This window comes from Humisphaera borealis (assembly GCF_015169395.1).
Taxonomy (GTDB): domain Bacteria; phylum Planctomycetota; class Phycisphaerae; order Tepidisphaerales; family Tepidisphaeraceae; genus Humisphaera; species Humisphaera borealis.
Genome location: NZ_CP063458.1, coordinates 4,849,292 through 4,862,178, shown reverse-complemented (window position 1 = coordinate 4,862,178; position 12,887 = coordinate 4,849,292). Strand labels below are relative to the sequence as shown.

Below are 12,887 nucleotides of genomic sequence, written 5' to 3'. Positions count from 1 at the left end.
TCACGCAAGTCCATAAACCTTGTGCAACACGATTCTCAGACGTTTCCCGATCTACAATAACGTCGCCGACAATACGGATAACCCTTGAATCCCATCGCAAACTGACGGCTTTCAATCACTGGATCCTCCGAGTCAGACTAGATGTGAGTCGCCGGTCGGATCTCGGCGCTATCTGGAAGCCATAGTTATTCGCCTGATCCACACCCGCCAGCCAACATCACGCCCTATTGCCATGGGGTGGCACGAGGGACGGCACTCGGCACCGTTAGTCGCCCCTTACTGCGATTGAGCTTAAGCCGGACGAGTCACCACGGAGAACACGGAGTTCACGGAGATAAGCACGGAGAAGAACCGTACAAGCCACTTGAGCGAGTCACTCGATTTGCAACTTGCACCGATCACGTTCGCGTGAACCCTCCGTGATTTCTCCGTGTTCTCCGTGCCGTTCGTGGTGAGTTCTGCATTCTTCGGGTTAAGCTCCTTCCATCGATGGATATCACCCGACTGGCTCCGTCGCCCACCGGCGCCCTGCACCTGGGCAACGCGCGAACCTTTCTGATCAACTGGCTCCTGGCGCGAAAGCAGCATTGGCGTGTTGTATTGCGGGTGGAAGATCTCGACGGCCCGCGGATCAAACCAGGGTCCGAAGCCGGACTGCTTGAAGACCTCCGCTGGCTCGGCCTGGACTGGGACCAGGGCCCCACCCGGCAGTCCGATCGCGGGGACGCCTATCTCGCAGCCCTAAGCCAGCTGACCGATGCGGGCCTGGCCTACCCCTGCGTTTGTACGCGAAAAGAGATTGAACTAGCGGCGAGCGCTCCCCACGCCGACGACGGTTCGTCGATCTACCCCGGAACTTGCCGCGGTCGATTTGCGACCATTGCCGCCGCCCGTGCCGACACCGGCCGCGAGCCGGCCATCCGGTTTCGCATTCCCGACGACTCGTCTTCCATCATTACCTGGACGGATCGCTTCGCCGGCGAATGCACAATCGATGCACGCACGCTCGGCGATTTCGTCATCGCCAAGGCCGACGGCACCGCCGCGTATCAACTGGCGGTTGTCGTCGACGACGCGGCGGCCGGTGTGACACAGGTGGTTCGCGGCAACGACCTGATCGAATCCACCCCGAGACAGGTTCTGCTATACCGCGCGCTCAATCTGGCAAACCAACTGCCTCACTATGGCCACGCGCCGCTGGTCGTCGGTGCCGACGGCAGGCGACTCGCCAAGCGGCACGGCGATTCGCGCCTCAACTACTATCGCTCGCAAGGCGTACCACCCGGCCGGATACTGGCACTGCTCGGCCGATGGCTCGGCATCAATGATGTAACCGACCACGCGACGATCGCCGACCTGCTGACCCTATTCAAACCGGAATCTCTTCCGACCGAGCCAATCGTGTTTACACAGCAGGATGACGACTGGCTGAAAAGCCGGTGATCAATCAATCGATTGATGCTTGGCCGCGCCGGAACAAAACACCAGGAAAGCCACAGAGACACGGAGGCACAGAGGGCTTTTCGACGGATTTGCAGAAGAGCGCACGGAGACCAGGCTCTGTCTGAAAGCGGAACTTCGTGTGCCATGCCCACGCTGCCGTCCTGCGTCCGAGATCCGAGGCCGCTTTCCGCGTGGGCATGCGAGACGCGGAAATCGCGTCGCTCGCTCATGCCCACGCGGGATGTATTCGCTCAGTTCTAAAGTGACTGACAGGCGTGGGCATGGCACACAAACATGATTTCGCATCTCGATTTTGGGTGCCATGGGCTGCGGTACTCCGCTGCCCGTGGTACGGCGTTCCTCGCGCAAAACCACGGGCAGGCGAGTACGCCAGCCCATGGCACCCAATTTCAATTCTTAACTTTGACGGAGCACTAAATAGGTGTCCGCGAATCGCGCCCGTGCGAGCCGCGACCGTAAGGGAGCGGACGGCTGCGACAGCAGCCACACCTTGCAGAACGGCCACCTGCGGTGACCGTCCGCTCCCTTACGGTCGCGGCTCGCATGGGCGATTCGGAGACACGCATGTAGCGGCCCTCTGTGTCTCGGTGTCTCCGTGGCTTTCCTGGTCTTTTGTTGTGGCTCTCATTTCGCCGGGCGCGTACGGCCTGCCGCTATCGCCGCATCAAGCTTGCCGCCCATCTCTTTTACGATGTCGGGGAATTGGGCGGCGACATTGTTTTGTTCCGCGGCGTCTTTCGACAGATCAAACAATGCATCCTTGGCTGCGCCTTGTGCCTTGCGTCCGCCGCCGCCCCGCTGCAGTTTCCAGTTGCCTGCTCGCAACCCGAACTTCGTTCCATTGTCCTGCTGGATCAGGTCCGTGCGACCCCGGGCATCCTTCTCGCCGAGCAGCGCGCCCGACACATTGAAGCTGTCAAGGCAGGCACCCTCGGCGAGCGGCACGCCTGTCATCGCGGCAAAGCTCGCGGCCAGATCGATCGTGCAGACCATCTCGTCGGAGACACCCGGCTTGATGCGCCCTGGCCAGTGTGTGATGAACGGCGTTCGGGTCCCGCCTTCGAACACGCTGTATTTGCCGCCGGTATACGGACCGGCCGGTGTATGTTTGCCCAGTTTCTCGACCGCGCCGTCTTTGTAGCCGTCATCCAGAACAGGCCCGTTGTCGGAACACAGGACGATCAGTGTGTTGTCTGACAGCTTCAGGCGGTCGAGTGTTTTGGTCAGTTCGCCGACGCACCAGTCAAACTGCAGGATCGAGTCGCCACGCAGGCCCAGCTTGGATTTGCCCTGGAAGCGCTCATTGGGCATCCGCGGCACGTGAATGTCGTGGGCGGCAAAGTAGAGGAAGAACGGGCCGTCCTTGTTCTTCTCGATCCATTGGACCGACTGCTTCACCCACTCGTCGGCGAGGTCTTCGTCGCGCCAACGGGCCTTTTCCCCGCCGGTGAAGAAACCAATCCGGCCGATGCCGTTGTTGATCGACTGGTTGTGGCCGTTGCTCCAATCGAGCTTCAGCTTGTCGCGCTCGGTGATTCCAGTCGGGTGTCCCGGGCTGGGGCTCTTGCTGCCAACCCAGAGCGGATCAGCCGGGTCGAGGTTGCGCACGCGGTCGTTCTCGACATAAACCGAAGGCACCCGGTCGTTGGTCGTCGGAAGCAGGAAGCAGTAGTCGAAGCCGATGTCGAGCGGGCCAGGCTTGATCTGCCCGTTCCACTGCGGCCCGTCCGGGCCGCCAAGCCCCAGGTGCCACTTGCCGACCACCGCCGTCTTGTAGCCGGCCTTCTTCAACAGCGAGGGGATCGTTTCGGTGCCCGGCTGGATGATCGCCGGCGCGGCTGGCGGTGCGATGCCGGTGCCCTTGTGCCGGAAGGCGTAGGTGCCGGTCAGCAGCGAGAAACGGGTCGGCGTGCAGGTGCTCGCCGAGCAGTACCCACTGGTAAACCGCAGCCCCTCGGCCGCGAGTTTGTCCACGTTCGGCGTCTGGATCTCGGTCGCGCCATTGGCGGAGATGTCTCCGTAACCCAGGTCGTCAGCCATGATCACGATGATGTTGGGCTTCTCGACGCCGGCATGAACGCGACCAACGCAGACCAGGAGAAGAGCGAACACCAACGTTGCGACCAGGCGGCTGAGTTTCTTCATGGTGACCTTAACGCTGCAAGTGAATCAGAATTGTCGCGATCGATAACGAGAAAGCCAAAGGCAACCTGTGGCAGGCCTCCGCACCGAGAATGCGTGATCGGCGACCGAAGCCCGGCTGCCGAGATGGGTGTAACTCACGTTGTCGGCAGCTTCTGGGTGCAATGGGCTCGCGTACTCGCCTGGTGCGTGGCCGTGTCACAGCGGTCAGGCGTCGCCACGGGCAGCGGAGTACCGCAGCCCATGGCACCCGGAAAACACGCCAGTACCATACATCTGCACTACACCCTCCCAGGATCCCGTCTCAAGATTCTTCTTGTACGAATCCTGCTGAACCGTACAATATACTAACATAATGGCGCGAGGCGCGCGGGTGGTCAACCGTTAAATCGGGTGCTCACGCGTCTCGAATCATCTTTGATTCACCGCGGCTTCCCGGCCGCGAAAGGGGTTTTTTATGCAGTCGGTCGAATCGGTCGAGTCGGTCTTGGATTCTTCGCGCGGGGCAGCGGTGATGGATGCACCTGACACGGGTGCGAACGATGCCATGGCCGCGGTCGATGTCACACCGCGTCATTCCCGCGCCGAGCAGTCGCGCATCAACGGCGCTAAATCGCGCGGGCCGACGTCGAACGCGGGTAAGGCGGTCGCGTCGCAGAACGCGTGGAAGCACGGCCTGCGCGCCCGCGGCCAGTTGCTGCCGGATGAAGACCCGGCGGAGCTTGCGGCGTTCGTCGCCTCATTCTGCAACGACTTGGGCGCCGTCGGGCCTTGCCAGGTCATGCTCGCCGAGCGCGTCGCGGAGATGGCTTGGAAGCTTCGGCGGATGCCCATCGTCCGATCGGCGGTCCTCTGCTCACGCCGCGACAAGCAACGCGAAGCCGACGGCGGGTTCGGCGGGATGGACGACCTGGGCGATCTGATCTTCGAACTTCGCAAAGCCGACCCCAACGGCGGGATCGTCATGCTGCTTCAACGCTACGAATCGCAAATCGAACGATCCATGCAGTCAGCACTCCGGGAGTTGCGCATCCTGCAAGGCGGCACGCGCAATCGCGGCGCGCCGGCTCCTGCGCCGCAGCGGCAGAGCGAGCCGGCGACGTCCGAAGCCGACGAAGCGATGGCGGTCGAGGGTGAATCTCGGGTTCGTTCGGCGGAATCGGAGCGGGACGCGGCAGCGACCGTCGTTGCGGATTCCGCGGTCGTCGCTGGGAACGCGACGGTTGTGGAACCGATCGCGGCGAACTCACCGACCGCGGCGGCGACCTTCGGTCCCGACGATCTTTTGCCGGCGGACATACATTCTCGGGTTCGTTCGGCGGATGAGTTGCGTGGTCGCGTCGCTCCAGTTCAGGGAGACCCACTCGGCAGGGGACGCTCCGCTTCGCGTCGCGGCTAACCATTGATCGCGGCGCGCGTTCCAACCCGGTGAGATCCAGACCGGAGCGTGCTCGGGTTCGTTCGGCAGTATTCGACGGGTATCCAGTGGTTACTGACCGCTAGATTTTCATAGCGCGCAACCCCTTGCGCCCTCTGCGGATCGATGGTAAATCCGCGCCATGCGAAAGAAAGGAACACGCCAGGAGTGGGATCGGGTCCGGAGCATCGCGGCCAACATGTTCGAGCAGGATCGCGAGCCGGCCGAAATCGCCAAAGACCTTGGGGTCGACGACCAGACCGTCCGAGCCTGGCGGCGGGCATACCGCAAGGGCGGCCGTGACGCACTGGTGTCGCGCAAACCACCCGGACGCCCGTCGCGGCTGAATGAGGCCCAGCGTAAGACTCTTGCCGGGTTGCTGCTCAAGACGCCCAGGGAGTGCGGATTCGACAAGTATCTCTGGACCCAACAGCTGATCGCCGACCTGATCGAGCGTGAGTTCCAGGTGAAGTACCACCACGACCACATCGGCGTCATGCTGAAAGACATGGGCTTTTCCCATCAGAAGCCCCAACGTCGGGCACGCGAGCACGACCCGGTGAAGGTGGCCGCCTGGCGGGCGGAGTTCTGGCCGGAACTTCTAAAAAAGTATCGAGTCCGGCGGAGTGATTCTGATGGCCGACGAGGTCGGCTTCATGATGACGCCGAACGTCAAGAAGACTTGGGCCCCGATCGCTCAGACGCCGGTCGTCGCCTACCGCAATCGGCGGCAGCAGAAAGTCAGCGTGCTGGGGGCCGTGGTCTTGCACGCCGCCACGGCGAAGATCGATCTCGTGTGCGACTTCCATCCCGACAGCTACGTCCGCGGCGAGCAGGCGGCGGCGTTCCTGCACCGCGTGCTTGTCGAGTATCCTGACAAAACGATCGATGTGGTCTGGGACAACCTCTCGGCACACAAGTCGCCAATCGTGAAGGAACTGGCGGCGGAGTACCCGCGTTTAAGATTGCACTATCTGCCGACCTACGCGCCGCAGCTCAATGCGGTGGAAGGCGTATGGAGCCTGACGAAGTACCACCGGATGGCGAACCACACGATTGGGGAGTTGGAGAAACTTCACGCCGAGGCCAAGCGACACTTGGACGACGTAGGCGGCAATCAGGCGTTGCTCCGCTCGTGCTTCGAAGGCGCGGAACTCGCGCCAAACTTATCCAGCGCTCAGTAGCCGCGACGCGAAGCGGAGCGTCGAACGGTGTCGTTCGTCAGCAATCGAGTGGTACCAAATGGTTAGCCGCGACGCGGAGCGGTTCGCGTTCGCGCGGAGACCATCGGTCATGGGGTATTACGAAATCCGCAGGGATGTTCAGGGATCGCGTCGAGAACGGGAGGTGCGTCGTGGAGCACGGGTGCGTCGTGGAGCACGGGTGTGTCGTGAACCGCAGATGTGTCGTAGAGCCTGGGCGCGTCTCGAAGCACGAGCGTGCCATCGCGTACACGAACAAAGCGGACATCATGCCGCTCTACCAACTGGATTTTCCGGAGGGAAGAATGGAGCCATGGGGATTTGAACCCCAAATTCAACCATGCCATGGTCGCGTGATCCCATTTCACTATGGCCCCGGGATTCACTGTCTGTATTCAGTTGTCCGGCCAACGTCACCGGGTCGGATACTTTATCGCCTGCGTCGATGGTGTCAAGCGGGCTGCGGACCTTCATGCCACGCCGACCAGCGAACCGGTTGGGGTCAACGCCGGGGCCTTGGTGCGAATCGCGACCAGGGTCAGGTCGTCGCCCAGTTCGCGGCTGCCGCGGAAGTGGTTCACCTTGGCGACGACGGCGTCGAGAAGCCAGCGGGCATCGTGCGTGCTGAGGTCGCTGGTTCGGCCCGGCCGCAGCGGGCAGGTGCCGTGCAGCCCCTGGGCACCGAAGCGCTTGCCGTTGGGGGCCTGCACGTCGGGCGCGCCGTCGGTGAACATCAGGAGCGAAGCGCCGACGGGAAGGTCGAGCGTGACGGTCTGGTAGGTCGCGTCCGGGTCTACGCCGAGCACCAGTTGCGACTCGACGGGCAGGGGTTCGAACGTTCGGTCGCCGGCCAGCAGCGGCGCGGGGTGCCCCGCCGAAGACACCTCGATCGGCCCGCCGTCGGGGTCGATGACGGCAATCTGCAGGGTGACGAACTGGCCGTTGAAGATGAGCGTGCAGAGCTGGCGGTTGATCTCGTCGAGGCAGGCCGCCGGGTCGCTGATCCGCTGCATGGTGGTGCGGACGAGCAGTTGGGTGGTCGCCATCAGGAACGCCGCCGACATGCCGTGACCGGTCACGTCGCCAATAACGACGGCGACCCGGCCATCGGGGAGTTCGAACCAGTTGTAGAAGTCGCCGGAAATGTGGTTGGCCGGGAAGTTGACCGCCGCCACGTCAATGTTGGGCGAGCGCGGCGATTCGCGCGGGAGCCAGGCCTGCTGGATCTGCCGGGCGCGGTCGAGCTCTTTATGAATCGCTTCGGTCTGCACCCGCTCGAGGCGGAGGCGGTTGCGGATCATCTGCACCGACGTGGACACCAGGATGACGGTGACGGCCGCGACAACAAAGATCGCCCAGATAAAGATCTTGCTGAACAGCGCCGCCACCACGCCGTCGACTTCTTTCAAGGGAGAGCCGACGACGATGAACCACTTTCGGCCGGCGATTTCGATCGGTTCGGTGGTGAGCAATGCCGGGTCGAACTTCTCTTCGCCGAGCTTGAAGGGGTGTTCGATGACGCGGGATTCCTTGAAGCCCGCTTCCTTGGACGCTTCGAGGTTCAGCGCCAGGTCGGGGTCTCCCGAGGCGCTGATGTTGACGCCGACGAGGTTCGGCCGGCTCGATGCCATCACGGTGAGCGAGTCGTTGACGAGCAGGACGCCGGTCGCCGGGTCGTTGTTGAGCGTGCTGAGATACAGTTCGGTGATGGTGGCGACAGGAACGGCGGCGACCATGACGCCGCTGCCCCGGGTGACGGGGATCGCGACCAGGTTGTAGCCCTTGCCGTCGAAGAGCTCGAACTTGCTGATGGACTGGGCGTGGACGTCTCGGAGCCAGTCGCGGTATCGCTCGGCGAGCTGCTCGGGCGTGGGACCGACGCCTTCGGCGGGGGTGACGGACACCTCGCGAATGGGCACCGGGCCGGTCTTGGGAATCGGGCGACCGATGACAAACATGTGCGAGACGCGCTCTTCGAGCTGTCGGCTGAGCACCTGCCCCAGGAGCAGACCGCGGACGTACTGCTGTCGCTGCGTCGAACTGGGCGGCGGCGGGTTCTTCTTATCCTCGGGGTCCCTGAAATCCTTCTGCCCGGGCCGGGTCGCCGGCTTGGGAAAGAGCGGGTTCCTGGGGGCAGGCTGGGTGCCGGGGCTGCTGGGTTCAGTCTTGGGATGCCCGAAGACCGGGATGGGAATGTCGCGGGTCATCTCGGAGAACATCTTGCCGAGACGGTCGCGGTCCTGCTGGTCGTCCTCGGGACGGGGCATCAGGTCCATGTCGCTGACGATGGAGTGATAAAACGCCTCGATGCCCCGCGCGGTCTGGGCGGCAATAATCCGCTGTCGACTTTCGGCCTGCTTCTGGGCCTGCTCGCGGGCGCCTTCACGGATCGCGCGGGAGGCAAAAAGCATCAACGCCAGAACCACCAGCAGCAGCAACAGATGCAGCAGCAAAACGTTACGGGCAAACTTCTTGACAGCAAACTCCATCAGAGCGGGCTCGATCCCTGTTGTAGCCGCAAGAGCGGCACCTGCTGCGACATTCGACCTGACGCCCTACCCTTGTACGGCGCGGTGCCTTGGACGATTGCACCAGACGATAGTTCCACTTCAATACCAACGACTTCCTTACGGAATCTATACGCGCAGAGCCGTCATCCATTTGTGAAATATGGCCGCGACAGATGGCCGACCGAAGATATGGAGGGTTTGGCCGAGGTCAACCACGACGTTGTACCAACGCAAAGGAGCCCGGAGTCGACGGGAGGTTACTCCCTGACCCAAGGCTCCCTGATTTCGGGCGGTTTGTGGCGATCAGGCGGCGTGGACGTGGGCGCCGATGTTGTTCAGAAACTCTACGCCGACTTCCATCATCGGCGACCGCTCCTGACCCCTGCGGACCCAGACGACCCGCGCCGGCAGCATGCTCCGACGGTTGGTCAGCGTCTGGCCGCGACCGTTGAGGCCGACGTGAATGTTCAGCGTCTCGCCGGCACGCAGCGCCGCCCAGGCGGGCAACTCGATGCGCAAGCCGGTGGCGCTGATGTCTTCCGTCTGCCCGCCGAAGTAACGGGCCGTGCCGGGCTCGTAGATTTTGACGGGGCGGTTTTCGCGCACGCGGAGCCCGCGTCGGCGTTCCTGGCCGTCTTCGTCGATATAGAGTTCGTCGGATTCCACCGAGGATTGATTGAGCAACAACATCCGGACCTCCCGGTCTTTCCCGCCGAGCCTCGGCGGGTGTGAAACTTCAGGGCGTCGTCCCTGATGCGTAAGCGTCGTCCTGACTTCTTCACGTATCGGGCCGACTTTAGTAAATCAGGCAGATTTTTTGACGTCGCCCTGCCGTAAAGAGTTATCGGACGCCCGAGCCCCATTGGCGCTGTAAAAATCGGGGTGAGGTACTCCGGCGTGTTTCGACCGTGCGTCGCTTCCTATGAGACGCCTTAACGCACCCGCTCGCTCCGCGTATCATCCCCCTCCCCCATGGCTTACAACTTTACTGCGATCGAGAAGAAGTGGCAGCACTACTGGCAGCAGAACAAGACGTTCCGCGCGCTCGACCCGGTCGAGACCGCCGGCATGCCCAAGGCGTACCTGCTCGACATGTTCCCCTACCCCTCGGGCAGCGGCCTGCATGTCGGTCATCCCGAAGGCTGGACCGCCACCGACATCTACTCCCGCTATTTGCGCATGAAGGGGTACAGCGTCCTGCACCCCATGGGATGGGACGCCTTCGGCCTGCCGGCCGAGCAGTATGCGGTGAAGAATAACGTTCACCCGCGCGACACCACCCGGACCAACATCAATCGCTTCCGCGAACAGATCAAGATGCTGGGCCTGAGCTACGACTGGGACCGGGAAGTCGATACCACCGACCCCAAGTACTACCGCTGGACCCAGTGGATCTTCCTGCAACTGTTCGGCAGCTATTTCGACCCTATCGAAAACAAGGCCAAGCCGATCGGTCATCTGATCAACGAGCTGCAGAACGAGAATTACGTTGTCGCGCCGGACGGCACGATCCAGATCAACCCCACCCAGGAAGGGATGGAGGCGGTCGCCGGTGAGATGCGCATCGAGCGCACCTGGAAGGAACTGTCGCCGGACGAACGCCGACAAACCATCGACGCGCAGCGGCTGGCGTTCATGGACGAAGTGCCGGTGAACTGGTGCCCCGCGCTGGGCACCGTGCTGGCGAACGAAGAGGTGATTGACGGCAAGAGCGAGGTCGGCGGTTTCGCCGTCGAACGCCGGCCGATGCGGCAATGGATGCTGCGCATCACCGCGTACGCCGACCGGCTGATCGAAGATCTGAACCTGCTGAACTGGCCGGACTCGCTGAAGGAAATGCAGCGGAACTGGATTGGCAAGAGCACGGGTGCGAATGTCGACTTCGACGTCGACGGCAACGAAGACGAGACCATCACCGTCTTCACCACCCGTCCCGACACGCTGTACGGGGCGACCTACATGGTGCTGGCGCCCGAGCATCCGCTGGTGGACAAGATCACGACGCCGGAATACCGCGTGGAGATCGAGGCCTACCGGACGGAGATCGGCGCGCGATCGGAACGCGACCGGATGGCCGACAACAAGGACAAGACCGGCGCGTTTACCGGCGCCTATGCGATCAACCCGGTGAACGACGAGCGGATTCCGATCTGGATCGCCGACTACGTGCTGATGGGCTACGGCACCGGCGCGATCATGGCCGTCCCGGCACATGACGAGCGTGATTTCGCATTCGCCAAAAAGTTTAAACTGCCGATCAAGCAGGTGATGGGACCGGCGTCGGGTGGCGCGGGCGTCCGTGACACGGGTTTCCAACCCGTGCGAGCGACGTCCGGAGTCGAGGATCGTGAATCCTCAGCAGCATCAAGCCCCCAGCACGGGTTGGAAACCCGTGTCACGGACAGCGGCCCGGCGTCAGAAATGGAAGCCGCTTTCACTAGCGAAGGCGTCGCCATCAACTCCGGCCCGCTCGACGGGCTGGGCACCGCCGACGCCAAGGCGAAGATGATCGAGATCCTGGAAGACAAAGGCGTCGGCACGGGCTCGACGACCTACAAGCTGCGCGACTGGCTCTTCAGCCGGCAGCGCTACTGGGGCGAGCCCTTCCCCCTGCTGCACGACGACGCCACCGGCGATGTCTACGCCGTCGATGAAAGCGAACTGCCCGTTCTGCTGCCCGAGGTGGAAGACTTCCGCCCGCGGCCGGTGGAAGGGGGCGGCACCAACGTCGTCCCCCCGCTGGGCCGCGCGACCCACTGGACGAAAGTCTGGGGCGTCGTCACCGACGCCGGCACGGTGAAGGTCGTCCCGGAAGGCACACCCGATGCGCGCAAGTTCAGCCGCGAGCTGAACACGATGCCGCAATGGGCCGGGTCGTGCTGGTACTACCTGCGCTACATCGATCCGAACAACGATCAGCGGTTCGTCGACCCCGAAAAGGAAAAGGCCTGGCTGCCAGTCGATCTGTACGTCGGCGGCGTGGAGCACGCCGTGCTGCACCTGCTCTACAGCCGATTCTGGCACAAGGTGCTGTTCGACCTGGGCCACGTCAGCTCGCCGGAGCCGTTCCAACGGCTGGTGAATCAGGGGCTAATCCTGGGGGAGATGGAGTTCCACGTTTTCGAGGAAGGCGCCGACGCGCTACAGGTGAGCGTCAGTGAGGTGAAAGACATCGGCGAAGAGGCGACCGAAAAGGCCGTGACGATGTTCGCCATACACAGGAAGTCGGGCCAAAAGCTGGTCGGCCGGCGGCTGACCGAGGCCGATGTCGAGCAGAAGAAGGAAGGCTACTTCCTGAAGTCTGACGGCAAGATCAAGGTCGACGCCCGCAGCTTCAAGATGAGCAAGAGCCGGGGCAACGTGGTGAACCCCGACGAAATCGTGAAGGACTACGGTGCCGACGCTTTCCGCCTGTACGAGATGTACATGGGCCCGCTGGAAGCGCCCAAGCCCTGGAGCACCCGCGACATCATCGGGCAGGTGCGGTTCCTGCGGGCGGTCTGGCGGAACCTGATCGGAGACACCGAAGACGAAGGCACGGAGGCAGGAAGGCACGAAGGCACGAAGGCGGATGACGGGAGTTCACTCCGTACTCAGCACTCGGCACTCCGTACTGCCAACCGCGTGTATGACGGCCCCATCCCCGAACCCCTGGCCCGGCAGATGCACCGCGTGATCAAGAAAGTCGCCGAGGACATCGAAGCACTGCGGTTCAATACCGCGATCGCCGAACTGTTCAAGCTGAACAACGAGATGACCCAACAGGACGGCGTTCCGCGCGAGCTGGCGGAGAACTTCACGCTGATGCTCGCGCCGTTCGCGCCGCACATCGCCGAGGAAATCTGGGAACGACTGGGTCATCACAAGTCGCTGACCCAGCGTCCCTGGCCGACGTACGACCCGGCGAAGCTGGTTGAAGACACGGTCGAGCTGGCGGTGCAGGTGAACGGCAAGGTGCGCGGCAAGATCACGGTCGCCGCCGATGCGTCGCAGGAAGATGTCCTCAAGGCCGCCGCTGTCGCCGAAGGCGTCAGCAGCTACCTGGAAGGCAAGGAGATCAAGAAGAAGATCTACGTGCCGAAGAAGCTGGTGAGTTTTGTGGTGTAAGGTGAAGCAGGTGAGAACGTCTCTCTCCTGCACGCGGGCGAAAGT

General features: G+C 62.8%; 7 protein-coding genes, 1 tRNA gene and 1 pseudogene. 5 read left to right on the top strand and 4 right to left on the bottom strand.

Annotation, left to right across the window (positions count from 1 at the left end; all coding sequences use genetic code 11):
• Positions 1-489 precede the first annotated feature (489 nt).
• Positions 490-1,443, top strand: coding sequence for a tRNA glutamyl-Q(34) synthetase GluQRS (gene gluQRS, locus IPV69_RS18065; RefSeq protein ID WP_206291118.1), 954 nt, complete (start codon positions 490-492; stop codon positions 1,441-1,443).
• A gap of 645 nt (positions 1,444-2,088) precedes the next feature.
• On the opposite strand, the gene IPV69_RS18060 is transcribed toward gluQRS, so the two are convergent.
• Complete coding sequence (locus IPV69_RS18060) at positions 2,089-3,609, bottom strand: sulfatase family protein (protein WP_206291117.1); 1,521 nt, start codon at positions 3,607-3,609, stop codon at positions 2,089-2,091.
• Between the two features lie 454 nt (positions 3,610-4,063).
• Here IPV69_RS18060 and IPV69_RS18055 point away from each other — a divergent pair, with 454 nt between their 5' ends.
• The 3 genes and pseudogenes from IPV69_RS18055 to IPV69_RS18045 all read left to right on the top strand — a co-directional run bounded on the left by IPV69_RS18055 (position 4,064) and on the right by IPV69_RS18045 (position 6,207).
• Positions 4,064-5,005, top strand: a complete 942-nt coding sequence (locus IPV69_RS18055) for a hypothetical protein (protein WP_206291116.1) — start codon at positions 4,064-4,066, stop codon at positions 5,003-5,005.
• 160 nt (positions 5,006-5,165) lie between these two features.
• Positions 5,166-5,549, top strand: a pseudogene (locus IPV69_RS27965) (helix-turn-helix domain-containing protein); the annotation flags it as partial.
• A 109-nt stretch (positions 5,550-5,658) separates the two neighbouring features.
• On the top strand, positions 5,659-6,207 hold the full coding sequence (locus IPV69_RS18045) for an IS630 family transposase (RefSeq protein WP_241179935.1): 549 nt from the start codon (positions 5,659-5,661) through the stop codon (positions 6,205-6,207).
• Positions 6,208-6,531: 324 nt separating this feature from the next.
• Here IPV69_RS18045 and IPV69_RS18040 read toward each other — a convergent pair.
• The 3 genes from IPV69_RS18040 to IPV69_RS18030 all read right to left on the bottom strand — a co-directional run bounded on the left by IPV69_RS18040 (position 6,532) and on the right by IPV69_RS18030 (position 9,425).
• Positions 6,532-6,602: transfer RNA gene (locus IPV69_RS18040), tRNA-Ala, on the bottom strand.
• Between the two features lie 93 nt (positions 6,603-6,695).
• Entirely contained in the window at positions 6,696-8,714 is a 2,019-nt protein-coding gene (locus tag IPV69_RS18035; RefSeq protein WP_206291114.1) for a PP2C family protein-serine/threonine phosphatase, read from the bottom strand.
• Positions 8,715-9,038: 324 nt separating this feature from the next.
• Positions 9,039-9,425 (bottom strand): PilZ domain-containing protein, encoded by a 387-nt coding sequence (locus tag IPV69_RS18030; protein WP_206291113.1) that lies wholly within the window; start codon positions 9,423-9,425, stop codon positions 9,039-9,041.
• A 282-nt stretch (positions 9,426-9,707) separates the two neighbouring features.
• Between IPV69_RS18030 and IPV69_RS18025 the strand changes: the two genes are divergently transcribed.
• Positions 9,708-12,842 carry a leucine--tRNA ligase gene (locus tag IPV69_RS18025; protein ID WP_206291112.1) on the top strand — a complete coding sequence of 1,045 codons (3,135 nt, stop codon included), beginning with the start codon at positions 9,708-9,710 and terminating at the stop codon, positions 12,840-12,842.
• Positions 12,843-12,887 lie beyond the last annotated feature (45 nt).

What these genes read in the sequence shown, in the direction of transcription:
- gluQRS (WP_206291118.1), top strand. Translation starts at nt 490, where the DNA reads ATGGATATCACCCGACTGGCTCCGTCGCCCACCGGCGCCCTGCACCTG.
- IPV69_RS18060 (WP_206291117.1), bottom strand. Translation starts at nt 3,609, where the DNA reads ATGAAGAAACTCAGCCGCCTGGTCGCAACGTTGGTGTTCGCTCTTCTC.
- IPV69_RS18055 (WP_206291116.1), top strand. Translation starts at nt 4,064, where the DNA reads ATGCAGTCGGTCGAATCGGTCGAGTCGGTCTTGGATTCTTCGCGCGGG.
- IPV69_RS18045 (WP_241179935.1), top strand. Translation starts at nt 5,659, where the DNA reads ATGGCCGACGAGGTCGGCTTCATGATGACGCCGAACGTCAAGAAGACT.
- IPV69_RS18035 (WP_206291114.1), bottom strand. Translation starts at nt 8,714, where the DNA reads ATGGAGTTTGCTGTCAAGAAGTTTGCCCGTAACGTTTTGCTGCTGCAT.
- IPV69_RS18030 (WP_206291113.1), bottom strand. Translation starts at nt 9,425, where the DNA reads ATGTTGTTGCTCAATCAATCCTCGGTGGAATCCGACGAACTCTATATC.
- IPV69_RS18025 (WP_206291112.1), top strand. Translation starts at nt 9,708, where the DNA reads ATGGCTTACAACTTTACTGCGATCGAGAAGAAGTGGCAGCACTACTGG.